This window comes from Kurthia sp. Dielmo, assembly GCF_000307285.2.
Taxonomy (GTDB): Bacteria; Bacillota; Bacilli; order Bacillales_A; family Planococcaceae; genus Kurthia; species Kurthia populi.
This window is the reverse complement of record NZ_HE578958.1, coordinates 384679-410448: the sequence shown is the minus strand read 5'-3', so window position 1 is coordinate 410448 and position 25770 is coordinate 384679. Positions and strand designations below refer to the sequence as shown.

The 25770-nt window shown below is 38.2% G+C and carries 29 protein-coding genes, 1 pseudogene and 2 riboswitches; of the genes and pseudogenes, 11 read left to right on the top strand and 19 right to left on the bottom strand.

The window, feature by feature from the left end; translation table 11 throughout:
- Positions 1–27: 27 nt before the first annotated feature.
- Positions 28–126, bottom strand: a riboswitch (TPP riboswitch).
- A 49-nt stretch (positions 127–175) separates the two neighbouring features.
- Positions 176–274: riboswitch (TPP riboswitch) on the bottom strand.
- Positions 275–347: 73 nt separating this feature from the next.
- From KTHG_RS10685 to KTHG_RS10660, 6 genes are all read right to left on the bottom strand, one after another.
- Complete coding sequence (locus tag KTHG_RS10685) at positions 348–854, bottom strand: SH3 domain-containing protein (protein ID WP_139993455.1); 507 nt, start codon at positions 852–854, stop codon at positions 348–350.
- Positions 855–866: 12 nt separating this feature from the next.
- Positions 867–1571 carry an SH3 domain-containing protein gene (locus tag KTHG_RS10680; protein WP_139993453.1) on the bottom strand — a complete coding sequence of 235 codons (705 nt, stop codon included), beginning with the start codon at positions 1569–1571 and terminating at the stop codon, positions 867–869.
- A 19-nt stretch (positions 1572–1590) separates the two neighbouring features.
- Positions 1591–2298: an SH3 domain-containing protein gene (locus KTHG_RS10675; RefSeq protein WP_139993451.1), complete on the bottom strand. Its 708-nt coding sequence runs from the start codon at positions 2296–2298 to the stop codon at positions 1591–1593.
- A 510-nt stretch (positions 2299–2808) separates the two neighbouring features.
- On the bottom strand, positions 2809–4284 hold the full coding sequence (locus KTHG_RS10670) for a DUF5776 domain-containing protein (protein WP_139993449.1): 1476 nt from the start codon (positions 4282–4284) through the stop codon (positions 2809–2811).
- Between the two features lie 228 nt (positions 4285–4512).
- The gene (locus KTHG_RS10665) at positions 4513–5118 is read right to left on the bottom strand and encodes a pyroglutamyl-peptidase I (protein ID WP_139993447.1); all 606 of its coding nucleotides are present in this window, start codon (positions 5116–5118) and stop codon (positions 4513–4515) included.
- Positions 5093–5902 (bottom strand): LysR family transcriptional regulator, encoded by an 810-nt coding sequence (locus KTHG_RS10660; protein WP_139993445.1) that lies wholly within the window; start codon positions 5900–5902, stop codon positions 5093–5095. Before KTHG_RS10660 ends, KTHG_RS10665 begins: the two co-directional genes overlap by 26 nt.
- A gap of 168 nt (positions 5903–6070) precedes the next feature.
- Between KTHG_RS10660 and KTHG_RS21240 the strand changes: the two genes are divergently transcribed.
- Positions 6071–6241 carry a hypothetical protein gene (locus KTHG_RS21240; protein ID WP_158621061.1) on the top strand — a complete coding sequence of 57 codons (171 nt, stop codon included), beginning with the start codon at positions 6071–6073 and terminating at the stop codon, positions 6239–6241.
- Positions 6238–6519, top strand: coding sequence for an MFS transporter (locus KTHG_RS21235; RefSeq protein ID WP_186439560.1), 282 nt, complete (start codon positions 6238–6240; stop codon positions 6517–6519). Before KTHG_RS21240 ends, KTHG_RS21235 begins: the two co-directional genes overlap by 4 nt.
- Before the next feature lie 108 nt (positions 6520–6627).
- Here KTHG_RS21235 and KTHG_RS10650 read toward each other — a convergent pair whose 3' ends face one another.
- On the bottom strand, positions 6628–8415 hold the full coding sequence (locus KTHG_RS10650) for an ABC transporter ATP-binding protein (RefSeq protein ID WP_139993441.1): 1788 nt from the start codon (positions 8413–8415) through the stop codon (positions 6628–6630).
- Positions 8408–10138 carry an ABC transporter ATP-binding protein gene (locus tag KTHG_RS10645; protein WP_139993439.1) on the bottom strand — a complete coding sequence of 577 codons (1731 nt, stop codon included), beginning with the start codon at positions 10136–10138 and terminating at the stop codon, positions 8408–8410. The genes KTHG_RS10650 and KTHG_RS10645 overlap by 8 nt, the downstream gene beginning before the upstream one ends.
- Positions 10139–10357: 219 nt before the next feature.
- Here KTHG_RS10645 and KTHG_RS10640 point away from each other — a divergent pair, with 219 nt between their 5' ends.
- Positions 10358–11104: an SDR family NAD(P)-dependent oxidoreductase gene (locus tag KTHG_RS10640; protein WP_139993436.1), complete on the top strand. Its 747-nt coding sequence runs from the start codon at positions 10358–10360 to the stop codon at positions 11102–11104.
- Positions 11105–11216: 112 nt separating this feature from the next.
- Here KTHG_RS10640 and KTHG_RS10635 read toward each other — a convergent pair whose 3' ends face one another.
- A complete protein-coding gene (locus KTHG_RS10635; protein WP_139993434.1) occupies positions 11217–11957 on the bottom strand; it encodes an alpha/beta hydrolase in 741 nt (246 codons plus the stop codon).
- 129 nt (positions 11958–12086) lie between these two features.
- On the opposite strand from KTHG_RS10635, the gene KTHG_RS10630 reads away from it, so the two are divergent.
- Positions 12087–12560: a GNAT family N-acetyltransferase gene (locus KTHG_RS10630; protein ID WP_186439559.1), complete on the top strand. Its 474-nt coding sequence runs from the start codon at positions 12087–12089 to the stop codon at positions 12558–12560.
- Positions 12561–12657: 97 nt separating this feature from the next.
- Here the strand turns inward: KTHG_RS10630 and KTHG_RS10625 are convergent, their stop codons facing one another.
- Positions 12658–13422 carry a hypothetical protein gene (locus tag KTHG_RS10625; protein ID WP_139993430.1) on the bottom strand — a complete coding sequence of 255 codons (765 nt, stop codon included), beginning with the start codon at positions 13420–13422 and terminating at the stop codon, positions 12658–12660.
- Between the two features lie 265 nt (positions 13423–13687).
- Here KTHG_RS10625 and KTHG_RS10620 point away from each other — a divergent pair, with 265 nt between their 5' ends.
- Entirely contained in the window at positions 13688–15625 is a 1938-nt protein-coding gene (locus KTHG_RS10620; protein WP_370362761.1) for a bifunctional 2',3'-cyclic-nucleotide 2'-phosphodiesterase/3'-nucleotidase, read from the top strand.
- 148 nt (positions 15626–15773) lie between these two features.
- Here KTHG_RS10620 and KTHG_RS10615 read toward each other — a convergent pair whose 3' ends face one another.
- A complete protein-coding gene (locus KTHG_RS10615; RefSeq protein ID WP_126991932.1) occupies positions 15774–16139 on the bottom strand; it encodes a DUF4181 domain-containing protein in 366 nt (121 codons plus the stop codon).
- A gap of 74 nt (positions 16140–16213) precedes the next feature.
- Between KTHG_RS10615 and KTHG_RS10610 the strand changes: the two genes are divergently transcribed.
- Together KTHG_RS10610 and KTHG_RS10605 are read left to right on the top strand one after the other, a co-directional pair.
- Positions 16214–17182, top strand: coding sequence for a S66 family peptidase (locus KTHG_RS10610; protein WP_139993426.1), 969 nt, complete (start codon positions 16214–16216; stop codon positions 17180–17182).
- A 75-nt stretch (positions 17183–17257) separates the two neighbouring features.
- The gene (locus KTHG_RS10605; RefSeq protein ID WP_126991934.1) at positions 17258–17626 is read left to right on the top strand and encodes a DUF4181 domain-containing protein; all 369 of its coding nucleotides are present in this window, start codon (positions 17258–17260) and stop codon (positions 17624–17626) included.
- A 156-nt stretch (positions 17627–17782) separates the two neighbouring features.
- On the opposite strand, the pseudogene KTHG_RS22135 reads toward KTHG_RS10605, so the two are convergent.
- Positions 17783–17875: pseudogene (locus tag KTHG_RS22135) on the bottom strand (LPXTG cell wall anchor domain-containing protein); the annotation flags it as partial.
- 22 nt (positions 17876–17897) lie between these two features.
- Between KTHG_RS22135 and KTHG_RS21850 the strand changes: the two are divergent.
- Positions 17898–18125: a hypothetical protein gene (locus KTHG_RS21850; RefSeq protein WP_255512433.1), complete on the top strand. Its 228-nt coding sequence runs from the start codon at positions 17898–17900 to the stop codon at positions 18123–18125.
- Entirely contained in the window at positions 18109–18984 is an 876-nt protein-coding gene (locus KTHG_RS10595) for a glycosyltransferase (RefSeq protein ID WP_139993424.1), read from the top strand. The genes KTHG_RS21850 and KTHG_RS10595 overlap by 17 nt, the downstream gene beginning before the upstream one ends.
- A 161-nt stretch (positions 18985–19145) precedes the next feature.
- Here KTHG_RS10595 and KTHG_RS10590 read toward each other — a convergent pair whose 3' ends face one another.
- The 3 genes from KTHG_RS10590 to KTHG_RS10580 form a co-directional block, all read right to left on the bottom strand.
- Positions 19146–19559, bottom strand: a complete 414-nt coding sequence (locus KTHG_RS10590) for a hypothetical protein (protein WP_139993422.1) — start codon at positions 19557–19559, stop codon at positions 19146–19148.
- 140 nt (positions 19560–19699) lie between these two features.
- A complete protein-coding gene (locus KTHG_RS10585; RefSeq protein ID WP_139993420.1) occupies positions 19700–20383 on the bottom strand; it encodes a metal-binding protein in 684 nt (227 codons plus the stop codon).
- A 99-nt stretch (positions 20384–20482) separates the two neighbouring features.
- A complete protein-coding gene (locus KTHG_RS10580; RefSeq protein WP_139993418.1) occupies positions 20483–21049 on the bottom strand; it encodes a thiamine phosphate synthase in 567 nt (188 codons plus the stop codon).
- A 198-nt stretch (positions 21050–21247) separates the two neighbouring features.
- Here KTHG_RS10580 and KTHG_RS10575 point away from each other — a divergent pair, with 198 nt between their 5' ends.
- Both KTHG_RS10575 and KTHG_RS10570 read left to right on the top strand, forming a co-directional pair.
- Complete coding sequence (locus KTHG_RS10575; RefSeq protein WP_139993416.1) at positions 21248–22945, top strand: DUF5776 domain-containing protein; 1698 nt, start codon at positions 21248–21250, stop codon at positions 22943–22945.
- 263 nt (positions 22946–23208) lie between these two features.
- Positions 23209–23535, top strand: coding sequence for a thioredoxin family protein (locus tag KTHG_RS10570; RefSeq protein ID WP_126989887.1), 327 nt, complete (start codon positions 23209–23211; stop codon positions 23533–23535).
- A gap of 59 nt (positions 23536–23594) precedes the next feature.
- Here KTHG_RS10570 and KTHG_RS10565 read toward each other — a convergent pair whose 3' ends face one another.
- The 4 genes from KTHG_RS10565 to KTHG_RS10550 all read right to left on the bottom strand — a co-directional run.
- Complete coding sequence (locus KTHG_RS10565) at positions 23595–24071, bottom strand: SdpI family protein (protein WP_139993414.1); 477 nt, start codon at positions 24069–24071, stop codon at positions 23595–23597.
- A complete protein-coding gene (locus tag KTHG_RS10560; protein ID WP_139993412.1) occupies positions 24061–24465 on the bottom strand; it encodes an NUDIX hydrolase in 405 nt (134 codons plus the stop codon). Before KTHG_RS10560 ends, KTHG_RS10565 begins: the two co-directional genes overlap by 11 nt.
- Positions 24466–24537: 72 nt before the next feature.
- Positions 24538–24921, bottom strand: a complete 384-nt coding sequence (locus KTHG_RS10555) for a hypothetical protein (protein WP_139993410.1) — start codon at positions 24919–24921, stop codon at positions 24538–24540.
- A 14-nt stretch (positions 24922–24935) separates the two neighbouring features.
- On the bottom strand, positions 24936–25770 hold an 835-nt coding region (locus tag KTHG_RS10550; RefSeq protein WP_139993621.1), incomplete at its 5' end, for an FAD-binding protein.

Below are 25770 nucleotides of genomic sequence, written 5' to 3'. Positions count from 1 at the left end.
AAAAAGCACGCATCCGAATTAGGAGCGCGCTTTCAAAAAATTGCTCCCTACGTCAGTGTTAACTGTCAGGTTCTAAGGGTCAGGTTTTAACCTTCTCAACACAAATGTGTCCCCCCGCAAATTAAAATAGTGCAATAAAAAAACTCTCCATGACGGAGAGCAAATGTACACAGTAATGATTACGTACATTGCTCCCTACGCCCGTATTAACGGACAGGTTCTAAGGGTCAGGCTTTAACCTTCTCAACACATACGTGTCCCCCTGCAATAATTTTAATTATCCTTAGTATAGCATACATTCCAAAAAACGCCATAAAAAAGCGGGGCATGATACCCCGCAAAGTTGCTTAGTGATAAATATATGTGTAAGCTGAGCTCACATACCCAACTTTTCCTTTATAATAAATTTTGTACCAAAAACCATCACGGAAATCGATCACTTTAAATTCTGCACGAGATGGCATTTTACCAATAATTTTATACCCTGTGCTTGGTCCAGAACGAATATTAAGATTCACACCTTTTGCCGTTGTCACAAAGCCTGTTCCCATATGAATTGGCTCTTTTGCGACATACGCTTTATGCACATAACGTTTTGTACCTTTATATGAAATTTGATACCATGTTGTCGCATAGCTTCGAAGCACTTGAATGGCATCATTTTCATTAAATTGCCCAACAACGCGGTATTTCTTACTTGGTCCTGTACGGATATTTAAATGATCCGTTGTTGAATACATCGTACTAATTGCTTGCGCGTGTTGAACAGTTGAGGGTTGCGCGGCATATGTTAGCCCAAATGCCGACCCTGCTAAACCTGCTGCAATTGTCCACTTTACCCATTTTGATGTCATGATGTCTCACCCCTAATTTTTCGTTACATAGGCGGCTGATACATAACCAATTTCTCCGCGGTGATACACTTGATACCATTTCGATGTTGTTTTTTCTAACACTTGTACGCGGTCTTTATTATATAAGGCACCAATTTGTCGATAGCCAACACCTGGTCCTGTTCGTACAGTCAGTGTATCATCTGCCGGCACACGCACCGTATACCACGGCGGCGCTACCGTATATCCTTTATTCACAAAGCCAAACTGTCCTTTATACCAAACCTGTAGCCAGTTGCCAAATGACTTCGTACTTGTTACATAGAGTGGCTTTGTATGCGCTACCGCACCAATCACTTTATAGCTGACACCTGGCCCTGTTCGCACATTTAGTGTATCTCCAGGTGTATAGACCTTCACAGCTTTTACAAAATACGGTGCTGCGCTAACATATTCTTTTTGGACATATCCTTTTTGGCTGTCAATCTGCACCTCATAATAATCACGATTATACGACTTTAAAATATGCACAGGGTTATTTAGTGTATAGGTTCCTACTACTTTACTTGTAATGGCTGGCTTTTCAAATGCCTTTAAGCCATTGTATTGTGCATATTTTATCGTTACTTGCTGTACCGCTTGCGCCATAAAGTGTGGCTCCGCTAGTACACTCACCCCTAAAGCTGAAAATGCGAAACCCGTTGCCATCATCCATTTTTTTAAAAGGGCTCTGGCCATTACTACTCCTCCTCACGATTTAATATGGGAAAGGGGTTAAATATTTTGCATTAACATATCCAATTTTGCCATCTGCATATGCCACTGCAAACCATCTGCTACTCTCGACATTTACTGCGTATAGCACCTCATAGTTTGTCAAAGTACGAATCTTTGTATAGGTTGAGCCTGGCCCTGTTCGAAGATAAAGCTTCACGCCTTCTGTTTGAACACTATACGCTGGCAAACGTTCTAAATACGCGGCTGATACATAGCCTACTCGGCTTCCACCACCCCAGATACGGTACCATTTAGAATTCGTTTTATTCAGCATTGCGGCAATAGAGCCACCTGATTTTTTGAATAAAATGCTATACGATGTGCCTGGTCCACTGCGCACATTTAAATTAGCCCCTCCGGTATTCACCGTATAATATTCTTGTACATTTGGTTGTGACGCAATCCAACTATTCGATACATACGCTGTTTTGCCTTTATATGAAATTTTTGACCATGTGCTGTTGTATTTACTAATGACAGAAATCGGATCATTAAATGTTAATTGCCCTAATACACGATATCCTGTCCCTGGTCCACTTCGTACATTCACACCATCTGTAATCGAGAACATTGTATACGCTGCCTGCGCTACTTCTACATTAGATGAAGGAGATGCTACAGCGCCTAATCCGAATGCTGATGTTGCCAAACTTGCCGCCAAGGTCCATTTCACTAATTTCGATTTCATGCTAGTCACCTCATTGTAGTTTTTTGATGATACATTCCATTCGCATAACCGCGTGTGGCGTCCTGACAACTATAATAATTGAGGTTTCTTTACAATCTCATTACTTAAGTTGCTATAACTAACGCTCGCTCAAACTGCTTATTCCGTCCCTTACACAACTAATCCTATGCACAACTGTTGCACCAACTGAACAAACATCATCTTTTTAACTACACTCCTATTTCCTTGAACTATCCCGCACACTGTTTATTCTTTCTATGCCAAAAAACTAATCGATGCACTGTCTATTTACATACTATTATGTCTTAAATTTTTAGAAAAATCAATCTTTTTATGAGTTTTAGTCTATAAAAGCATATTTCTTATTATTTTTTAATTTTCAAATAGGGACTTATGAATCTCTATTTTTCTATATTAAACATCTTTGTACTTTTGAATAACAGTTCATATTAATTTCAAAAAGCCTATAAAAAAAGAAGAATTACGCCAATACGTAATTCTTCCAATTATTTAATGAAACCGTGCTTTATAAGCCGTAATATATTGGTTTTTCCCTACTTCTAAGCGTGGTACGCCATCTTTTGTATAGCGTACGCCTTGAATCGTTAATTTTTTGCCAGCTCGTACAATTCGAAGCTTTTCATTCGCTTTAAAATTAACAGTGGAGAATACATTTAAATCTTGTGCTACTTTCACTTGTTTTGGATTGATATAATAATAATCCTTTATATTTGCCAGTACAGCACGTGTAATATCTTTACGTGCAGACAAGTAATTGCCAGATGCTGTTTTTAACCGTGGTGTGCCACTAGCTGTGTACACAATGGATGCAATTTCAAATGTTGTATTTTTATTATATTTACGAATTTCATGTTTTTTAGTGAACTCTTTTGAATTATAAACAATTTGATAACGACGTAACAACACACGATCAGGAACGTTTGTAATGTACTCATTAATATCACTACGAACCTTTAAAACACTTTTACGATTTGCTGTTATATAATGTCCATTTTCTAATTTCAAGCGTGTTGTCCCATTTGCCAATGTTTTTACGCCTGCAATCTTAACAATTTTATTTTTCTTTAATGTACGAACCTTAGTTTTAAATGCCGCATCACGGTATTCGCCGACATTTTCTTTAAGCACGACTTTACGTGGATTTGTCGAATAATACAAACTATTTGAAGCTTGCGTTACCTGTGAATTCGTTGCTAATGGTGATTTCTTTAATAAATCACTTACTTTTTTACCCGCTGCTAATTTATTCGCATCAACCGGACCATTAATACCACTAATTATCGCGCGATCTGTATATTGCCATAAATCATAGCTATACGCGGGTTTCACAGAGCCATATCGTGGAATCCATACAAAATCGGCTTTTTTCGTCTCTAAATTTAATTTATTATACATATGATGTGCAATGTATAAGCCAATTTGTTTATCAGTATGTTTACGTAATTCACTGACGTATGCATTAACGATTGTACGCATCGATTCACCAGATGTATTGGTCATTTCTTCTACGTCAATTACATAAAATTTTGCACTACTACTCGCACGATTAATTAAATTACGTGCCTCAATACGCGCATTCGCGCTTGATGATGCTTGCATATATGAATACACACCATATGGTACACCACTTGCTTTTGCACCTATTTCATATGTTTTATGCATATAATCTTCTACTGAACTACCATATTGCACACGAATAATCGCTAAATCCGTAGATTTTGCTACCTTCGCCCAATTAATATTCCCTTGCCATTTTGATACATCAATAATCATTCCTGTTGCGGCTTTTGTTTGAACACCTTTTGTATAGTCTGTCACATACGGTGTCTCTTCCCATTGAACTTTACCATCAGGCTTTCCTGACTGTTCATCAACTGCAGAAGCTGTTAACTGCCACTCACTTACGACGATGAAACAAAGTATGAAACTAAAAGCGACAACAAAAAATCGTATTATATTTTTCAATTTTTGTTGCTTCTCCCTTCTGATTTAACGCATCTTATCTCTATTTGCCCAACAAAAAAAGCCACGTAAAGACGTCGCTTTTGTCGACAGTGCAAGCTAGATGAAGTAATAGCTCACTGCTAAAACTTTTAAGATGTCTCGTCTCAACTTTAATGATATCAATTTTCTAGTAGTCCAATCGAACCTTTTTGTTAAATTTTTGATTAAATTTGTGTTACAACTATCAAATTATTTAGTTTTTAACACTGTTTCAATAGCGATTTGTATCGTCGCCAATAAATCCCCATCATGCCAACCAGCTACATTTCCTAAAGCGATGGCTAAATCAAAATTTGCTGGGATATGAATAAAGCCCGATGGAATTTGATGGGTGGCAGCATAGTGTAAGCCTTCATACATAATCGTATTGCATACATACGTCCCTGCTGTATTGGACACCTTCGCTGGGTAACCTGCCTGCTTTAGGGCATCGACAATTTCTTGTACTGGAAGTGTCGAAAAATAGCTTGGTGCCTCCCCATCTCGGATTGCCTCTCCTTGTGGCGCATTGCCATCATTATCCGGCTCGTTACTATCACGCATATTAATTGCCACACGCTCTGGCGTTATATGAAAGCGTCCTACCGCAACACCTAATGAAATAATGCTATCCGGCTCAATATCCTCTATTAATTCAACAAAAGCTTGCTGTGCTTCTTTAAAAGAGACCGGTAAGATACGCCCGATAATATCGTATTCACCAATTTGCGTACCATTTAATGCTTCCACAATAGGCATTGTAGGATTTACTTCATATTCTAAAAAAGGCTCAAATCCTGTCAGTAATAAGCGCATATTGTATATCCTCCTCTAATTGCCATAATATTTTTTTGATTTGCAGAAGTACTTCATTGGTCGAATGCCTCGCAATCCACACTGTATCACGCTGTTGCGAAATTGGGAGTTCATGCGCGATAACATCCGTATAATGATATGCTTCGACTAATCTTTCATTAAGCACCGTAATTGTTTGTGGCACTGTTAAAAAATCACGAATACTTTCAGGTGAAGGCAAAATTTTTACCGTTACCTGTTTTTGCTGTGCCTCTAGCCATGCCAAAACAGTTTGTGTATAGACACAATCGCGGTGAATAGCATACAGTATTAGTTCCTGTGCGGCTAATGTCTGCGTGTAACGGTTATCTGATAGCACGGCAAATGTTTCCTCTGCTAGCCTGTCATACGTTAGCTCCTGAAAATGCTTCAGTGGATTTGTCGTAATCGCACAATCAAGCACACCTTGTAGCACCTGATTATTCAATGTAGCACTATCATCCACTACATAGTCAAATTGTGCTGAAAATCGCTTTTCTATCTGTGAAAGCACAGAGCTATAGCGTTTCAAGCTACTATTTGATAAGCCAATTCGGACGAGCATTTTCTGCCCATGTAGCTTCCTCATCAACTGGGCATAGGCTTGCTGCTGTGTTGCTAAAAACTGCAAGTAAGCATTTCCTGCTGCTGTACGCTGTAAGCCAACTGGCGTGCGGTCAAAAACTTTAGCGTCTAACTCCTGCTCTAAACGCTTTATTTTCATCGACAATGCCGACTGCGAATAATTTGTATGGCGTGCGGTCAAACTTAGATTTTCGTCTACTAATAATTACTGTAACAACCCCCACTCCGCTTCTGCTTTTGTCACATTGTCATCCCTATCAATATTATTGATACCCCTCTTACTAAATGACATTTCACACTGTTGTGAAATGTTTGTACACTTATAGTACACCAGAAAGAAGGGATTTTCATGTATCGTTGGTTTATCGTTGCCATCGCTACGATTGCACTGGCTGTTGGTTCCGTTGTTACGTATGGTATGGGGACCATCGCCGCTTTTTATCAAGTCGATTGGCAACTCACACAATTTCAAACAGGCTTTATTTCTACAATGACAAATGTAGGACCCTATGTTCGATGATGATTTTTGGACATTTAATGGACCGTTACGGCGAAAAATATGTCATCGGCCTCAGTGCCTTATTACTTGGGCTTACCGCCGCATTGCTACCATTCGCTAGTTCGTATACAACACTACTTATCGGCGTCTTTATTGTTGGTTTATTTTATGGCAGTGCACAAACAGGTGGCAGTACGGTGATTACAAAATGGTTTCCTAACGAGCACCGCACTCACGATCAATCAATTCTTTATTATTATGGCTCCTGCGTTATTTGGGCTTTTTGTCGATTGGAGTGATTAGGTGCCTTGATACTTATCCTTGCAGCATGGCAATTATTGCATACTATTTCCAACAAAAAAACACGTTCAACATAACTTGAACGCGTCTTTTTGTTTACGTATTTTTTAATTTGCGAGCTTTGTTTGCATCGTATAATAAAAGCCTTGTTGCTTCATTAACTGCTGATGGTCACCGTGCTCATAAATTTCACCTTGCTGTAACACGAAAATTTGGTCCGCTTGCTCAATCGTTTTTAAACGATGGGCAATAACAAAGCTTGTACGGCCGTGCATCAGATTATGCAGTCCTTTTTGAATATGCACCTCTGTACGCGTATCGACATTTGACGTCGCTTCATCTAAAATTAATACATCAGGGTCTTCTAAAATCGCACGTGCAATGGCAATTAGCTGCCGCTGCCCCTGGCTTAAATTTGTACCCCCAGAAGCAATTTGCGTATCATACTGTGCGGGTAAATGACGAATAAATTGATGAGCATATGCAATTTCTGCGGCCTGCTCTACTTCCTCATCCGTCGCATCTAGGCGCCCAAAGCGAATATTTTCACGAATCGTTCCTGAGAATAAATACGTATCTTGTAGCACGACACCTATATGGTCGCGTAAACTAGCGAGTTCATAGGCATTGATTGCTACATCATCAATCATAATGTCGCCAGCCTTAGCCTCATAAAATCGCGATAATAAATTAATAATCGTCGTTTTACCTGAGCCAGTAGGTCCAACAAAAGCAATCATTTCACCAGGCTTTGCATGGAAGGAAATATTTTTTAAAATCGGTTTATTTTCTTCATATTCAAAATCAACATTTTTGAATATGACATCCCCTTTGAGTTTATCAATTTTCTTCGTTGCAGGCTTCTCCAGTACTTCTTCCTCTTCATCTAATACTTCAAAAACACGCTCTGCACCAGCAATAGCTGATTGGAAAACATTCAGTAGATTAGAAAGCTGATTAATCGGTTGGAAAAATTGGCGTGTATACGTCGTAAAGGCGGCGATAACCCCAATTGTTGTATAACCTTTAACCGCAAGCAATGCACCGACACCAATGACTAATCCCAAGCCAACATTATTCATTGCATTATTGATAGGTCCCATAAAACCTGAAATCGTTTCTGCGCGAACACCCGCATGACGAAGCGCTTCATTTTTATGATGAAATTCCTCAACATGCTGCTTTTCCTTACCAAATAACGTCACGACCTCTGATGCACTAAGCGATTCCTCAACGAAACCATTTACCCCACCCAATGCTTTTTGGCGCGCACGATAATTAACACTTGAACGCTTAATAATTTGCTTCGATAAAAAGACAATTAATGGAATGACAGTCATAACAACAAGTGCTAAGCGCCAATCGAGCCAAAAAATCGCAATCGTTGTTCCAATAATTGTTAAGATGGCTGTTAAAATTTGCGTGACACTTTGCGTTAATGCCATATTTAAGCTATCAATATCATTGGTGACACGACTCATTAAATCGCCTTGTTGACGGCCATCAAAAAAGCGAAGCGGTAGCACCTGAATTTTTTTAAATAGTTTGCGGCGTATACGCTGAATCGTTTTTTGTGCCACATAAATCATAACAATCGTTTGGATATACGTGGCGATAAATAACCCCACATAGGTCGCGCCTAATACGAGCGACATCGAAATCGTTCCTTGTATGTCTAGCTTCATAATATAATGATCGACGATATACCCAATCAACCATGGTCCTGCAATTTTTAATAATGTCGCCACAAAAACGGTAATCATTGCGATAATAATGCCGAGGCGCTGCTTTTGCATGTAGTGCCATAAGCGCTTAACAGTCGACAATTGATCTTTTGGCTTTTCAAACGTCATACTGCCAATACGCGGTCCTTTTTCTAACCCTGTTCTACTCATGCAGCACCCCTCCTTTTTCTAGTTGTGTTTCGACAATTTCTTGGTATACGGTATTCGTTGCAAGTAATTCTTCGTGTGTACCAAGCCCAGCCATTTCACCATTTTCTAACACAAGAATTTTATCCGCATGACGAATTGATGAAATTTTTGACGCCACAATAATTTTCGTTGCTGCCTCAAAATCACGTGCAATGCTTTGCTGAATTTTTTTCTCTGATACCGCATCGACTGCCGATGTTGTATCATCTAAAATTAAAATCGCTGGCTGTCGGATAAATGCCCGGGCCATCGCCAGACGTTGACGCTGCCCACCAGATAGATTGCGCCCACCTTGTGCTACTGGATGCTGTAGCCCATCATCAAATCGAGACACAAATTCAGAAGCTACCGATGCTTCGAGTGCATTCGCTAGCTCGCCCTCTGTCGCATCCTCACGTCCAAAGCGTAGTTGCTCTTCAATTGTGCCTGAGAGTAAAATGGCCTGTTGCGGGGCAAAGCCTATCGCCTGTCGTAATGTTTGTAAATCATACTGTTCAATTGGCCGATTATCGATTAACACACGTCCCTTTTGTGCTTCATACAGACGTGGAATTAATCGTACAAGAGACGTTTTGCCGCTTCCTGTCATACCAATAATGCCAAGTGTTTCATGTGGATTCAGTGTAAATGAAATATCTTTTAAGACATATTCATCCTTGTTATAGTAATAAAACGATACATTATCAAATTCAATCTTGCCTTGAATCGGTGCCACAACCGCATCCGTAGGTGACTCAATTGTTGTTCGTGTATTCAATACACGCTGTAAACGTTTGGCACTTGGCACTGCACGTGCAATTTGAATCAACACATTACTTGATGACATAATGCCGTTCATAATAATTGTTAAATAATTGATAAATGCTAAAATAACCCCTACTTCTAATGTGCCATTTTCAACTTTAATGACACCCATCCATAATGCGACCATCATGCCAAGATTGATAATAAACATACTCAGTGGTGATAAAACGCCAACAACTTTTTCAGCATGAATCGAGCGTGCTGCTAGATCATCATTAATCGCTGTAAATTGCGTTGTTTGATGTTTACTACGATTAAAAGCTTTGACAACACGTACGCCAGCTAAATTTTCTTGCATAAACGTATTTACACGGTCCATTTGCTTTTGAACTCGTCCAAACACCTTGCTTGAAAGCATTGTAAATACCACAATGAGGATAAGAAGAATTGGTACAATAATTAGTAATAATGAAAATAATTCACGCGCAGTAATAAAAACAATGACCACCGCACCAATAAATAATAGTGGACCACGAACAAATACTTTTAAAGTCATCAAAACCGCTTTTTGTAATGTTTCGACATCGCTTGTGACATTCGTAATAAGCGTCCCGACACCGATGTCTTGCTTATTTTTAGATGAGAAAAACATCGTAGCCGCAAAAACAGCTGCCCGTAAATCTGTCGCAAAATTAACAGCGGCACGCGACGCAAAAATAGAGCATCCGATGCCACCAATTAAGCCGCCAACCGCAGCCAAAATCATAAATAAGAACATTTTTAAGACATACCCATGGTTTTGCGTAGCAATCCCATCATCAATAATATGCTGCATAATGGTCGGTTGAATTAAATCCATCGTCACTTCAAACACCATAAATAATGGCGCTAAAATTGCGGCGACTTTATATGGTGCTAAATAACGAAATACAAATCCCATAAAAACCTCCCTTTCTTCCATTTAATACTATACTATTCTTTTACAATCGACGTAAGCATTACTTGATAACGATTTTCATTTAGTTATGCCGTATAATGCACGGAATTTTTTAATAGTTGTCAACCATATTGTTTAATGGTAAATTAAATTTAACTAGCAAGAGGTCCTAATTCGACGACCAAGGCCATACACATTTTAGTAGATAAAGGATGAATAGCGATGACAAAAGTTGCAGTAATTACGGGCGCCGCTACCGGTTTAGGTCGCGCAACGGCCTTAAAACTTGCCACAAAAGGATATCATTTAGTGTTAGTCGACTTTAATGAAAAAGATGGGTTACAAACGACAGCTGATGCCAAAGCAATGGGTGCAGAAGTACATTTCGTTCAAGCAGATGTGTCCAATGAGGACGATGTAAAGCGCTATGTGGCACGTGCAGTGGAGCTATTTGGGACAATTGACTATTTCTTTAATAATGCCGGGATTATGATTCCATTCCGTCTTTTACATGAGTATCCAGTGGAAGAATATAATCGCATTATGGATATTAATTTAAAAGGACCATTTTTGGGTATTAAGTACGTTATCCCCGTTATGCTTGAACATGGTGGTGGTACAATTATTAATACGGTGTCATCCAATTCCTTTAAACCAACTGCTTATAATGGCATCTATTCTGCTTCAAAACACGCATTAGCTGCTTTTACAAAATCGATTGGACAAGATTATCAGGACCAACATATTTATGCTGTTGGTGTCGCACCAAATACGATGCAAACAACGATTGCACAAAATGCGACTGTAACACTTGATGCGACAGTGGGCGCAGCAATTCACGCCTCAACAGGAAAAAATATCGCAGCAACAGCTGAAGAAGTTGCAGAATCAATGATTTTTGCGATGGAAAATGGCAAGCTTTTAACCGGTTCGATTATTAACTGCGCTGGTGGCGAAATTTATAACTAATGACGGAACTTAACCTCGTCGCAATAGATGTTGACAACAGAAACAAGGAATCGCGCTTTTGCACGATTCCTTGTTTTCTTATCGTTTCCTTCGCTAACAATACCATTTCTCTTTACCAATCTAGCGTTTCTAAAAAATTGAAAATATCCTCGTTCAATTGTGCCGCATCTTCTCCGACCGTCATTAAATGACCTGCATGTGAATAGCCGATTACGCGCTTATCTTCACTCGTTAAATGATCCAAAAGCAACTCCGCACTCGCTTTATACAACGGGCGATCTTGTCCGCCATACAATAACCTTGCGGGTATGACTATTTTATCCGCATTTGAATGCACCTCATCAATTAATGTAACAAGCGTCGTTAAAATTGCCTGTGCTTGTGCATTTAAAGGAGCCGCATGTGCTTCAATCTCCACTGCCGATAACCCTTCAAGCGCCAAATAACGCGTCACATAATTGTAAAAACGCTGTGGTAAAAAGACAGCCGCATCGTGATTGGGTACAGACATTGTGACAATCCCTTTTACAGTTTCTTGTTGCGCGAGCTTTAATGTAAATAGGCCCCCCATCGATACACCAATGACCGCAATATTTTGATACCCACGCGCCTGTAAATAATGAAAGCCCGCTTCTGCATCTTCCCACCACTGTCGTAAAGTCGTTTTTAAAAACTGTTCGGGTGCCTCACCATGACCGCGATATAATGGTACATGGCAAGTATACCCCCGACTATTTAAATAGTTCGCTAATCGTTTCATATCACTCGTTGTACTTGTAAATGAATGCAGTAATAATACTGCACGTTCATCCCCTTCATAAAAAAAGGGCTTTGGTGTTACCAATTTAATCATTGCCTTACCCTACCTTTGACTATATTATAAGCATTGTACTTGAAGGCGGTTTCATTTTCTAGAACAATAAATCAATTCAAGGTAATATCGCGTGAATCTCATTAGTTACTACGTGAAAGGATGATTCCATTGCATTTAGAAAAATATACAGCACAGGATTTTGACGACTATTATGCGCTTGTTCGTGACGAAGCGGTTATGAAGTACATTACAGGTGAAGCACTGTCTAAAGAAGATGCACAAGCCCGCTTTGCGAAAAGTATTCGCCAAAATGATGCACATGCTATTTTCGGTAGTTATAAAATCTTTATTGATCATACGTATATTGGCTTTGGCATGGTGATACTCGATGAAGTCAACAACGAGGCAGAAATCGGCTATATGCTATTTCCACAGTTCTTTAAAAAAGGCTATGGTCAGCAAATTGCTAACACATTAGTCGCACTCGCTCGCAAAACCACTATCCCAACCGTCATGGCAATGATTGACCCTGAAAACGATGCATCGCGTAAAATTTTAACGCGAGCTGGCTTTGTGTCAGTAGAAGCAGGAATTGTCGATGGTATTCCAACCGAAATCTTCAAACAAACACTTCTCCCGTAGAGATTAGGACCATATAAAAAAGGAACCGCACGCAGATTAGCGCGATTCCTTTTTTGCACTTCGATAACCAAACCGAATAGTTCCACCTTGTCTCTTGCTATTTGTATAATGCTTGCCAAGAGGTGAGATGATGCACGCCAATTGGCAACTGTGCTTGTGCATAAACGTTTTCTAATTGTTGTTCAAAATACGCTGGCGTTTTATTCGCAAAGCTAATGTAATCATCTTCCTCTGATGGATGTGTTTCCACCGCGATGGTTAGCGATTTCTCTTTCTTCGCTGCATACGCACGTTCACTTTTCGTAATTTCTAAAATCGCGGCGGCTGTATCACGGTAGGCCATGACCGCGACTTCATCTGTTTGACGAATCACAAACTGTGACACAAGACCTTTACCGTATCGATTGTCATACCATACTTCATCATACCAAAATGGAATATCTGCCTCTAGCGATAATCCCTGCTCATTCGTCATCGCACGATAGGATTTTAAGATTGCAAAATAATTTTCAAATAAGCTTTGTTGTTGCTGTTCGTATGTTTTCAACGTATACGGCTCTATATCAAGATGCACACCCTTGAAGAGTTGATATTGTTGTTGGACTTGCGCAATCCATTTCTTTGTATACTGTGCTTGCGATGGCGTTTGTGCCCATGTACTTGCGCCATCTAATGCGTAGACTGCTATATGATGTTGCTGTGCTCTTTCACTAAATAGGATGTATTCTTCTATTGGTAGCTCAGTGTCAACTTGTACATATACTTTTGTAACATGCTGCACTTCAAGCATTTCCATATCGATGTCATTTAATAAGCTGACATCCCAAATCCACGTTGATTTTGGAATGTTTTTTGCAATCATCGCTTCACTCCTTGCCATCATTGGCGTCATCATAATAAACAGACTACTAACAAGAATTACTAATTTTATCCGCACTGCCCCACATCATTTCCACTTTAATAATAAAATTGTCAAAAAAGACCTTAATTACAATAAAACTATATTCTTTTAGTCTTAACTACGCTATATTACAAGAAGGAACTGAATTTTACAACTATTTTAAAGGTAGGTTTTATGTATGGGAAATCATCGACAAAAGAAAAGTGTAATAGCACTCGCAGCAGTAATGAGTATGAGCTTAGTTGTGCCTACATTAGCAGATGCAAAAACAACAACGGCGAACGTGGACTTTCGCATTATGGAAACAACAGACGTACATACTAATTTAATGAATTATGATTACTATAAAAATGCTGAAACAGATACAGTGGGTCTTGTTAAAACTGCTACCCTTGTACATGAAGCACGTAAAGAAAATAAAAACAATGTGCTTGTAGACAATGGTGATACGATTCAAGGTACTCCACTCGGTACATTTTTTGCTAAAGTAGAACGTATTAAAAAGGGTGAAGTACATCCTAGTATTGCCGCAATGAATGCGATGCGCTATGATGCGGCTACTTATGGTAACCACGAATTCAACTACGGTCTTGGCTATTTAAAAGAAGTGTATAATGACGGGAACTTCAAACGTGTCAATGCCAATGTCTATGTCGATGACCATGATAAAAACGATAAAAATGATAAAAATAAATTTACACCGTATTCTATTGTTAAGAAAAAAGTAAAAGATTCAAAAGGGAAATCACATGTCATTAAAGTCGGCTATATCGGCTTTGTAGCACCACAAATTATGAACTGGGATCAAACGAATTTGACAGGCAAAGTCAAAGCGAAGGACATCGTTGCGACAGCGAAAAAATACGTCCCTGAAATGAAGAAAAAAGGGGCGGATGTGGTCATTGCAATGGCACACTCAGGCTTTAATGCAGATGTGACAAATAACGAGGACGTTATCTATGCCTTAACAAAAGTAAAAGATATTGATGCTGTGACATTCTCACATACACACCAAGTGTTCCCAGCAAAAGACGAAGCATCACTTAGCTCATCATTTAAGGATAAAGATGGCAAGCTACTGCCTGGCGTTAACAATAAAAAAGGAACAATTAATGGCGTTGCGGCTGTACAAGCGGGATACGGTGGTGCAGAGCTTGGCATTATCGATTTAAAATTAACAAAATCAAAAACGAATAAATGGAAAGTCGTATCGTCAAAATCACACACACGTAATGCGAAGAGCACACGCGTGGCCAAAACCGTATCTTCAATTTTAAAAACAAGTCATGAAAAAACAGTAGAGTACGTCAATAAATCAATCGGCACAACAACCGATGATATCCACAGCTTCTTTGCGCTTGTGAAAGATGATCCATCTATTCAAGTCGTAACAAACGCACAAAAATGGTATGTTGAAAAAATCGTCGCAAATGATCCAAAATTAAAAGACCTACCGATTTTATCAGCCGGCGCACCATTTAAAGCAGGACGTAATGGCCCACAAGAATATACAGAAATTAAAGAAGGCGAATTAACAATCCGTAGTGCCGCTGATTTATACTTATACGATAATACGTTAAAAGCCGTACAAGTGTCTGGCGCAACAGTAAAAGAATGGTTAGAACGCTCTGCTGGTCAATTCAATCAAATCGACCCGAATAAAACAACTAAGCAAGCACTTATCAATAGTGACTTTAGACCATATAACTTTGATGTTATTGATGGCGTAACATATGAAATTGATGTGACACAGCCATCAAAATATGATCCAGATGGCCTTTTAATTAACCCAACAGCAAACCGTGTGAAAAATCTATCATATAATGGAAAGCCAGTTGATGAGAACCAACAATTTATTGTCATTACAAATAACTACCGTGCAACAGGTGGCGGGAATTTTGCAGGCGTGAAAACAAGCCCTGTCGTAGTCGATAGTCAAGATGAAAACCGCCAAGTATTAATGGATTATATTTCAGAGCAAAAAGAAATCGTTCCAACAGCTGATAACAACTGGTCATTAGCTAAAATTACTGGCAAGCCAAATGTGACTTTCACATCTTCTCCAGCGGGTGCTAATTATTTAGAAGAAAATAGCCCATATAGTTATACAGGCAAAACAGATGCTAAAGGTTTTGGTATTTTCACGATTGATTTATCAAAATAAGCCTATAAAAAAGCGGCTGGACATACATGTAAAAACAACTGCTCCTATGAGCATAAGAAAAACCGGAATCGCGCTGTGGCGCGGTTCCGGTTTTTCGTTGCGAACGCTAAAAAATGAAAATGCCGTGTTTTGTCTCAGTCTCTTTTTCTTATCCGATACGATCAATAATAACAAAGAACACTAACATATACACAAATGTCACACCATAAATGATATATTGTTTATTTTCTTTTCGATAACGGTATTCAAAAAACATACGGGAGCCAACAAATAATACTAGAAATGCATAGATTGAAAACGGACGTGTATTTTGCACGATAAACATTTCAATCATTAACACAATTAAAAAGACAATATAAAACATGCGCTCTAATTGTTTTTGCCACATATTAACGTGAACGTATTTTCCTGCAGGTTGTGTTGGAATATTAAATTTCTTCGTAACAAATTTTGTTACGACAACCATAATAAGCACTGCTAAAATAAAAAATAAAATCCAGCCTAATAAATCCATCTTGTGATTGTACTCCTTTTCATTTACCTATATACTAATACTATTTACAAAAACTTTATACAGGGGGCGTTTCCATGATTGTTCCATCAAAATTACAACAAGGTGATGAAATTCGTATCATTGCACCAAGCACCAGCGCTAAAATTTTAGGGGACACCGGTGTGGATAAAGCAAAAGCGCGATTAGAGGAAATGGGCTTTGTCGTCACATTTGGTCAGCATATTTATGAATCCGACCTTTTCAGTTCCTCTTCTATTGAAAGTCGTGTCGATGATATCCATGCAGCCTTTAGTGATCCCAACGTGAAGGCGATTTTAACAGCTATTGGTGGCTTTAGTAGCAATGAAATCTTACCATATCTTGATTATACACTGATAAAGAAAAACCCGAAAATTCTTTGTGGCTTTAGTGACATTACAGCTCTTGCAACTGCAATCACAACGAAATCCGAGTTCGTTACATACTCTGGTCCACATTTCTCGACATTCCAAATGGAAAAAGGTCGCTCATATCACGAGCATAATTTTCTGAAATGTCTGACTTCTAGTGATTCCTACAGTGTCACAGCTTCCTCTTATTGGAGTGATGATGAATGGTATCTCGATCAGGAAAATCGCCGTTTCGAACAAACAAACTGGAAAGTATTTAATGAAGGTGAGGCTTGCGGACAAATATTCGGTGGTAATTTAAGCACCTTAAATTTATTACAAGGCACATCTTATATGCCAAGTGGCTTTGATAAAAAAATACTCTTTATTGAAGATGATTACGAAACACGCCCACAGATTTTTGCGCGAGATTTAACCTCGCTTTTACAAAGCATTCATAATGTACAGGCACTCGTTATTGGGCGATTCCAACGCGCTTCTCAAATGACGAACGAGGACATCGAATTCATTTTAACGAAAATTCCATGCGTAAAAGACATCCCTGTTCTTTATAATGTAGACTTTGGGCATACACAGTCTATGTTCACGTTCCCAATTGGCGGCACAGTAAAAGTAGATACAGCGTCGAAAAAGCTAGATTTTTGGCGTTTTTAGCATGACCTATACTTCTTTATGGACGCCTCTTTTCATTGTCACTTATAATAGCACTATGTGAAAGAGGTGGAGACGTTGAATTTCATTTTTACGATTTTGATTTTATTAATTGCATCGTATATTTTAGAAATCGCTGTGCGAAAGCAATTTAAAGTACCAAAAAGTATTTTATCGATTGCACCTGTCAACCAAGTACATAGAATTGGAAAAAACATTTTGATGTTCGCATTACTCGCAATTGTCGTTATTAGCTTTGCGACCGAATACCATATTTTATGGTTATTCTTAATTGTTTTATTCGTTCAGTATTTGTTTGATATTATCATGCAATATAAATATATTCGTGAATCCCGTGAACATTTAATTAATATTTTCTTTTTAATTTTTTATGGACTCGCAGCAATTGTCATTCTTTATTTCAACCCGGCAATTATTATGCAATAACTCAAAAAGACTGGGAAATCTATTTCAATTTCATAATAGGTTCACAACAAAAAGCAGGAATCGCCCCGAAGCGACTCCTGCTTTTCTTATACTTATCTTTTGTCGGCCGGACATGTCTCATTGTCCTAGCCGCTTTTTTATTTTATATTAATTGGATTAGTTCTTTTTACGACGACCTGCGATTAGTGCCATTGCACCTGCAAATAATGCACCTAAACCAAGACCAGCCGCTGCTGCAGTGCCTTCACCTGTTTGAGGTAAACCAGCACCATTGCCATGTTCTGTACCTTTTTGTGCAGTAACAGTAGCATTTTGTGTACCTGTAGTTGCGGCGTTGTTAGAATCGCTATCACTTGTTGTTTCATTATCTGGCGTTGTATCTTCGTCACCTGTAGATGTTGTTGTACCAGAAGTTGAATCTGAATCAGAGCTATCTGTTGTAGATTCGTTTTCTGAATCTGATTCTGAATCATCTGTTGGTGATGCTGAATCTGATTGATGAAGAGTCAGTACATTACTGCTTTATCGACCGCAGCTTACCTTATTATCCAATTTTAAAAAATTGGCAGCGTCCAAATCTAAAAATCATTTCACTATTCCATAGCTCGCATTTAAAAACGGGGAACGATTATATGACGGGTCAGTGGAATTCGAACTATCGCGACGTTTTAAATGATATTGATCGCCCAGATGCCGTTGTTTACTTAACTGAAAAACAACGGCATCATGTAAAAGAACGTCTTGGTCATCATGACAATCAATACGTTATTCCACATGCGCTCGAAACATTACCTGCTCGTGTGCCGTTCTCGCAACGTACGCCGTATTCAGTAGCTTATCTAGCTCGCTTCGCCGATGAAAAACAGCCACTTGCGGCAATTCGTATTTTCCATCAAGTACTACAAGAATTCCCGACTGCGACATTCCATTTATATGGACACGGCGATCAGCGAGATAAAATGCTGGGTTTAATTCGTGAATTAAACGCATCTAATAATATTTTCATTCATGACTTTGTAGATAGTGTAGAAGCTATTTATAATCGTACACAAATCGGTATTTTAACAAGTAAAGTGGAAGGTTTTTCACTCTTTACACTTGAATGTATTGCACATGGGGTTCCTGTTATTAGTTATGATATTGATTACGGGCCAAGTGATATGATTACATCTGGCGAAAACGGGGTGTTATGTCCATTAGATGATGAAGAAATGATGGCAAATGCCTTAATCACCTTGTTTGAAAACCAAGCTATTTTAGAGCAGATGAGTCACAATGCTTATGAAGCTGCAAAACGCTTTGATGGCGCCAAAGTGGCACATGATTGGAAAGCTTTATTACAGAATTTAGAAAGCTAAAAAAGCTATAAGAAAAGAGACTGGGACAAAACACGTCATTTTCCTTTTTTAGCGTTCGCAACGAAAAAACGGAACCGCGCCACAGCGCGATTCCGTTTTTTCTTATGCTCATATGAGAGGTGATTTCTACATGTATGTCCCAGCCTCTTTTTATATACTATTTATGAAATACAGGCTGCTTGTAGTGCATACCAGCATTCTTCATAAAGTGCGTGAAATTCAACGGCACGCGCCATTTCTGGTGGTGTAATAATTTCGTTCCAGCCATTCTCTACTGTGTAATGTAGCATATCATAACCAAAGCTATCTTGTAATTTCATCGTTTGCAGTTGATGATTTCTCATAATCGGTAAACTCATCATTTTTTCAATAGCGCCCTTACGATCTGGTGCAATGACAGATAAATAACTATGTTTCAACGTATCATACTGCACACCCGTATAAATTCCATGTGCAAATTCATGATGAGCCACTTCAGCAATTTTCTCATGATAAGCTTGTTCGCTCATCTCCGCTGCCATTCTTGTCAACATCATATTATCGATACATACATCTAATAGATTTTCTTTTATCATTGTCATCACTCCTTCAAATGCTGTTACCTTTATTATCGCCTAAAAAAATAATTTTTTCATCAAATATGTCTATTTTTTGTCTATTTTTCGAAAAATCAAATAAATTATTGATTAAAACGAGATTTTCATTCACCTACTCGTTATTTTTTAAGTTTTTTAACACCTGATGACAACATATCTAGTAATGAATGTAACGTTGTTGCTAAAACATTCCCTAAAAAGAAAATGCTAAAGGGGTCCCATAAACGTTCTAATTCTTGCGCTAATTCATGATCTTTTAATTCCATAAAAAATGGATGTCCATTCATTAATACATACACACTGTTTAGAATAAATAACAAAAGAACGACGCTACCAAAATCAATATGAAGACGTTTTTTACGATATTTTTTAGGTAATTTCTTTTTAGTTGCGGTAACGTATAATAAAACCCCTATCGTTAACAACAAATACGTCGCATTCATATATTGCATCGTTTCTAAAATATATTTCGAAATGATGTATGGTGATAAGAAGAATACGCTATACATCATACCAATCCAAATATAACGAATGATATCACTAATTAGGGGAAAATGACTCCAAACAGAACGATGCGCTAGTATGTTTTGATATGGATGCCAAATAAAACGGAGCGCACCCCAACGATAGTATAAGTTACTTCGTAAATCTAAATCAGGACCTAAATAAAACGTCCCAACCATAAAGCCTAATACAAAATAAAGGATGCTGACATCATTTATCAAATTGTAAAAAAATAATACCAACACGAGAAGCGTAATAAATATACTATTAACGCGGTCATGTGTTTTTCCTGAAGACACTGTCAACACACTCTCTACTTATAGATTTATTACTATTATACCTCTTACCTAACGTTTTGAACATATGTTCGTATGTGTTTTTCAAAAAATTTATGTATTTTACATTTCTCCGCAATCATCCATGTTGAAAAAAGAAGTCGACACAGCCATGCCCGCTACTCCAGTCCCTTCTAACGACATCCCTTTTTCTTTTGTCATACCGCCAATCGCAATCACCGGTACTGTCGTGCGTTCACAAATCGTCTGTAATAATTTTTCACCAATCTGCTTTTTATATGGGTGTGAAAAGGATTGATAAATAGGCCCTACTACAAAGTAATCTGCTATCGAGGCAGCATCTAACTCAGCCATCGAATGAATGGATTGCCCTGCTAATTTATGTGGGTATTGCTGTTTAAAAGCAGCTAAGCGATTATCATGTGCTAGGAAATGAACCCCTGCTACATCGTAGTTTATGGCTAATTCAATATTGCCATACAAAATAATTTTTTCTTTACTTACATTACACGTTAAAAAATAACGCAGTAACGTCTCACTATGTCGTTGTTGACGAATACAAACATAATCAAATTCATCAATTCGGGCAATAATCGCCTCAACAATTTCTTCTACTTTTCCACCAGAAAGTCCATCTGGAATAACAGCAAATACTTTCAAATTATCCATCACTCCTCACTAAATGTGGTGTTAATATAGCGAAAAAGTTCTGAAAAGTCAAACTATTTTTTGTTACTTTTTTGACTTTATAGACATTTTTGTCATATTAACCTAACATTTTGAGATTGTTTTGTTACAAAAATAAAACGTAACTGTCTTATTATTCTGTTATACTGTCGAAGTTAAGAATACTAGGAGGTTTAGAATATGAAAAGTTTACTACGTACCACGAGCGTCGCTGCCCTGCTAGCCTCAGCATTAACGGTTCCCATGGCAGCAAATGCCGAAACATTATCACCCGCAAAACCAGATGGCCAAGTGAAATGGGAAGGCAAGCCTTTTGTCACAGATACAACCGATACATCTAAAGCACGTACAATGGCGACAGGCGAAACCGTAATCGATGTATCAAAATGGCAAGGCAATATCGACTGGGCAAAAGTGTCAAAAACAGTTGATTTCGCTATTATTCGTACACAATACGGTAGTTCTGTTGAGGATTACATGCATAGTACATACGAAAAACAAGCAAAAGCAAATGGCGTACCCTTCGGCGTTTATTCATACAGTTTAGCAGTCTCAAGCTCTGATGCGAGACAAGAAGCACGCGATTTTTATAATCGTGCAGATAAAGATGCGCAAATGTATGTAATTGATGTTGAAGAGATGACCGGTACATCTGGTGAAAGCATGCGTACAATCATCAATGCTTATGTAGACGAACTACGAAAATATACAGATAAAAAAGTAGGTCTTTACATTGCACATCACTTATATAACCAATTAAATTTAGATACATCAAAAGCCGATTTCGTATGGATTCCACGTTACGGCAGCACAGCACCAGCTTACAACTATGATCTATGGCAATACACAGACCAAGGTATTGTAAGCGGTATTAGCGGCTATGTCGATTTAAACCGTTTACATCCAAACCAAGAATTAAATGATATTCGCGGTAAATCTTCACTTGTCACACAAGCAGGTAATGACATCGATTTAACGAAATTTTTCACGAAAAATCCAAAGAACGTTATATTGAAAAAAGATGCGGGCGTTTATAAAAGTACAACTTTCACAGCTAGCAAAAAAATCCGTACCTTAGAAAAGGATACTGTAGTAGAGGTACAAGGTATTGATTATACCTCTACTGGTGTCCCACGTCTTAAAATCGGGACAAATAAATACATTTCAGCAAACAAAACTTATATGCAAAAGATTGTCGCAAGCTATGATAGCTTTTATTATCTAAATCCTGGAAAAATCCTTCTGAAAAAAGACGCAAACTTATACGATAATGTAGACTTTAATACGTCTACACGTGTCGGAAAAGCAGTTGAAGGTTCTGTGTTAACAATTGCAGGCGTTGATTTCACTGAAGGTGGCACGCCGCGCTTAGAATTATCAGATGGTCGCTATATTTCAGCAAATAAACAATATGTACAAAAAGTACGTGCAGATATTGAAAAATACATTACAGACGTTCCTGAACGTGTATTAACATTAAAAGAACAAACACTTTATAATGACTTCGCACGTAAGAGCATCTACAAACAATATGGTATTGATCGTACATTTACAATTGATAGCATCGAATACACTGATGCGGGCACACCGTTCTTAAAAACAACAGGTGGTAAATACATGACTGCGTTAAAAACACATACACAAGTCGTGCCAGAAAATGTGAAACAATATTATTACACAAGTGACTTCCCATCATCCGTCACAACACTTGTAAAATTATCTGAATTCAGCGATGTAAACTTAATTACAAAAGTAAAAGCACTCCCAATTGGTACAACTGTACAGATTGCAGGTGTTGAATTTAGTAAAGATGGTGTCCCACGCTTTAAAACGACAGATGGCACGTATATTAGCTCATTAAAAACAAGATTCGAATAAAACTATACTTGACTTAATTTGAGGATAGATTCGCTAAAAAAGGACAAAACATGTTATTCTCCTTTTTTAGCGTTCGCAACGAAAAACCGGAACTACGCCACTGCGCGATTCCGGTTTTTCTTATGCTTATAGGAGCGGTTATTTTTACACGTATGTCAAAGCCGCTTCTTTTGTATATACAGCTTAAACAGTTTTATTGCATCTTATTTTCATTTGGTGCTATGATACCACTAGCTCATGAAGCGTATTTAGGAGGCAAACAGATGTCAATTTTACACATAACAAATCCACAACAAATAAATGAACAAGTTGCGACAAATAAAATGGTCGTATTAAATTTCTGGGCAACTTGGTGCGGACCTTGCCGCATGTTCGCAGAAGTACTTGAACAACTAGATGATAACAACGACGATATTCAAGTATTGAAAGTCAATGTTGACGAACATCCAGAGATTTCCGAAAAGTTTGATGTCATGGGTATTCCTCATACACGTGTCATTTTAAATAATTCGATGTATGAGCCACTTGTTGGTCATATTCCACTTGAGCAACTAGAACCAATGCTCCGTTCAGAAATAGACGGTCAATAAAACATACTAAAGGCGTATCACGGAGTCGTAATTGTCTACTTCATGATACGCCTTTTTAATTATTTACCAATACGACTCATTTTCATAACGCCCCAAATGGATAATCCAATAACCAATGCAATTAATATCCAAAACAGCGGTGAAAGCTGTTCTTGTAGAGTCAGAATTTCATACATAATGAAAGCCATCAGAACCGCGATTGTATTTTTTGTATAGTTTAAAATTTGCGAACTTGCACGGTAAAAAGCTTCAGCATTTTCTTCATTAAAACGCGCTGGATAATTATGTAACTGTGGTTTACGCTCTAAAAATTCTAGGCCTATTTGCGTTGCAATAGCAATAAGGATAAGAGCGATTGTTTCCCATTTTGAGCCGTAACGGTCAACTGTAACGCCATTATAATGCATCGGAATTTCTGCGGGTAACGTACTCATTTTTGCGAAGAAAAATATGATTAAAAATAAAATAGCCGCATAGCCAATACTATTCGCAATTTTTTCGGGAATTGATTTTTCAAGCTTTATTTTAGGTCTCATATAACCCCTCCTGTTCGAGTACTTTTTCAACAACCTCTACCGGAATAATGTCATGTTGGCGTAACATATGAAGTGGCATCCACACCGCTTCATATGTATCCTCTGCTCGCATATCAACAAACTCTTCACCTGTACCCTGACCAAAAATTCCGCTTTGACGCGTGGCATAATAATAATATTGTGTACCATTATAAGGAATGGTAATCAAGCAATTTCCAATTTCAACAACTAACCCAAGCTCTTCAAACGCCTCTCTTTTTGCTGCGGCTTCAACCGTTTCACCCTCTTCTACCTTCCCACCAGGAAATGTATAATAGCGACGTCCATTTTTAACACGCTTAATTAACGCGACACAGCTTTGTTCGATTAAAATAATCGCGCTCCGTTTATGCATCTTGCACACCCTTTTACCAAATTATACCACAAAAAAAAGAGTATAAACATATTTGTCTACACTCTAATCACATTATTGTTTTTTCAAAACAAGCGTTTCTTGCTTTCCATCATAAGTAAGTGTCAATATTTTATCTTCTTCTGTTGCTAATGTACATTCATTACATGAATCCGTTTTTTTAATGGAATTGTTAACTAATAACTCACCTGTTCCGGCAATTTTTTCATCTGCTAGCTCATAACCAACTTGTTTTGGTAAATCTCCTTTACCAACATACTTAATGCTTAGTTCATATTGTTTTTGACCTACTGATGGCTCTTGAACAACTGAATAGCTCGTATCCCAATCACTATTTGTAGCTTTAAAATCGTATGTTTGTGTTGGTTCTTCTTGGCTACATGCTGCAAGTACAACAAGTATAAGACTTAATACAAATAATAAGCTAAATTTCTTCATTTCATTTATTCCCCCTATGGTATGGCGCGCCCAACTGTATATCCGGTGAAAATACAGCTACCTAAAAAGGTTCCTTCTAATGAACGGTAGCCATGGACACCTCCGCCACCAAATCCTGCCGCTTCACCTGCTGCGTACAAGCCATTGATGACATTCTGCTGTTGATCTAGTACGGCACCGTTTAAATTAGTTTGTAATCCTCCAAGCGTCTTGCGCGTCAAAATATTAAGACGTACCGCAATAAGTTTCCCACTAGCTGGGCTTAATAGTTTATGTGGTTTTGCTACGCGTACTATTTTATCACCGATATAGCGTCTTGCGTGATAAATTGTTTGAATTTGTGGGTCTGTCGATTGTTTATTCACAATTTCGTCATCACGACTCAAAATTTTCTCCTTAATTGATAAAAAATCGAGCAATTCATTGCCTACTAAATTATTCATTCCCGCTACTAGCTCTTTGACACCATCTGCTACGACAAAATCCACACCATTGTCGATAAATGACTGCACAGGTTTTGGTGCCCCTTTTTTCACTCGCTGTAGTACCTCAAATAACCGCTTATTCGTCAAGTCCGGGTTTTGCTCTGAGCCGGATAATGCAAATTCTTTTTCAATAATTTCCTCCGTTAAAATAAACCATGAGTAATCATAGCCCGTTTTGCCAATCGCTTCAAGCGTTGACAGCGTATCAAAGCCCGGATAATTTGGTGCTTCAAAACGATTCCCCTCTGCATCAAGCCATAATGAGGATGGTCCTGGTAAAATTCGAATGCCATGATTGTCCCAAATCGGTGAAAAATTGCGTAAGCCTTCCGTATAATGCCACATACGGTCTTTATTAACGATA

Bases quoted from the DNA above. Each gene is read 5' to 3' on its own strand.
- KTHG_RS10685 (WP_139993455.1), bottom strand. From the start codon at position 854: ATGACATCAAAATGGGTAAAGTGGACAATTGCAGCAGGTTTAGCAGGG.
- KTHG_RS10680 (WP_139993453.1), bottom strand. From the start codon at position 1,571: ATGGCCAGAGCCCTTTTAAAAAAATGGATGATGGCAACGGGTTTCGCA.
- KTHG_RS10675 (WP_139993451.1), bottom strand. From the start codon at position 2,298: ATGAAATCGAAATTAGTGAAATGGACCTTGGCGGCAAGTTTGGCAACA.
- KTHG_RS10665 (WP_139993447.1), bottom strand. From the start codon at position 5,118: ATGCGCTTATTACTGACAGGATTTGAGCCTTTTTTAGAATATGAAGTA.
- KTHG_RS21240 (WP_158621061.1), top strand. From the start codon at position 6,071: ATGTATCGTTGGTTTATCGTTGCCATCGCTACGATTGCACTGGCTGTT.
- KTHG_RS21235 (WP_186439560.1), top strand. From the start codon at position 6,238: ATGATGATTTTTGGACATTTAATGGACCGTTACGGCGAAAAATATGTC.
- KTHG_RS10650 (WP_139993441.1), bottom strand. From the start codon at position 8,415: ATGAGTAGAACAGGGTTAGAAAAAGGACCGCGTATTGGCAGTATGACG.
- KTHG_RS10645 (WP_139993439.1), bottom strand. From the start codon at position 10,138: ATGGGATTTGTATTTCGTTATTTAGCACCATATAAAGTCGCCGCAATT.
- KTHG_RS10640 (WP_139993436.1), top strand. From the start codon at position 10,358: ATGACAAAAGTTGCAGTAATTACGGGCGCCGCTACCGGTTTAGGTCGC.
- KTHG_RS10635 (WP_139993434.1), bottom strand. From the start codon at position 11,957: ATGATTAAATTGGTAACACCAAAGCCCTTTTTTTATGAAGGGGATGAA.
- KTHG_RS10625 (WP_139993430.1), bottom strand. From the start codon at position 13,422: ATGATTGCAAAAAACATTCCAAAATCAACGTGGATTTGGGATGTCAGC.
- KTHG_RS10620 (WP_370362761.1), top strand. From the start codon at position 13,688: ATGAGTATGAGCTTAGTTGTGCCTACATTAGCAGATGCAAAAACAACA.
- KTHG_RS10615 (WP_126991932.1), bottom strand. From the start codon at position 16,139: ATGGATTTATTAGGCTGGATTTTATTTTTTATTTTAGCAGTGCTTATT.
- KTHG_RS10610 (WP_139993426.1), top strand. From the start codon at position 16,214: ATGATTGTTCCATCAAAATTACAACAAGGTGATGAAATTCGTATCATT.
- KTHG_RS10595 (WP_139993424.1), top strand. From the start codon at position 18,109: ATGCTGAATCTGATTGATGAAGAGTCAGTACATTACTGCTTTATCGAC.
- KTHG_RS10590 (WP_139993422.1), bottom strand. From the start codon at position 19,559: ATGATAAAAGAAAATCTATTAGATGTATGTATCGATAATATGATGTTG.
- KTHG_RS10580 (WP_139993418.1), bottom strand. From the start codon at position 21,049: ATGGATAATTTGAAAGTATTTGCTGTTATTCCAGATGGACTTTCTGGT.
- KTHG_RS10575 (WP_139993416.1), top strand. From the start codon at position 21,248: ATGAAAAGTTTACTACGTACCACGAGCGTCGCTGCCCTGCTAGCCTCA.
- KTHG_RS10570 (WP_126989887.1), top strand. From the start codon at position 23,209: ATGTCAATTTTACACATAACAAATCCACAACAAATAAATGAACAAGTT.
- KTHG_RS10565 (WP_139993414.1), bottom strand. From the start codon at position 24,071: ATGAGACCTAAAATAAAGCTTGAAAAATCAATTCCCGAAAAAATTGCG.
- KTHG_RS10560 (WP_139993412.1), bottom strand. From the start codon at position 24,465: ATGCATAAACGGAGCGCGATTATTTTAATCGAACAAAGCTGTGTCGCG.
- KTHG_RS10555 (WP_139993410.1), bottom strand. From the start codon at position 24,921: ATGAAGAAATTTAGCTTATTATTTGTATTAAGTCTTATACTTGTTGTA.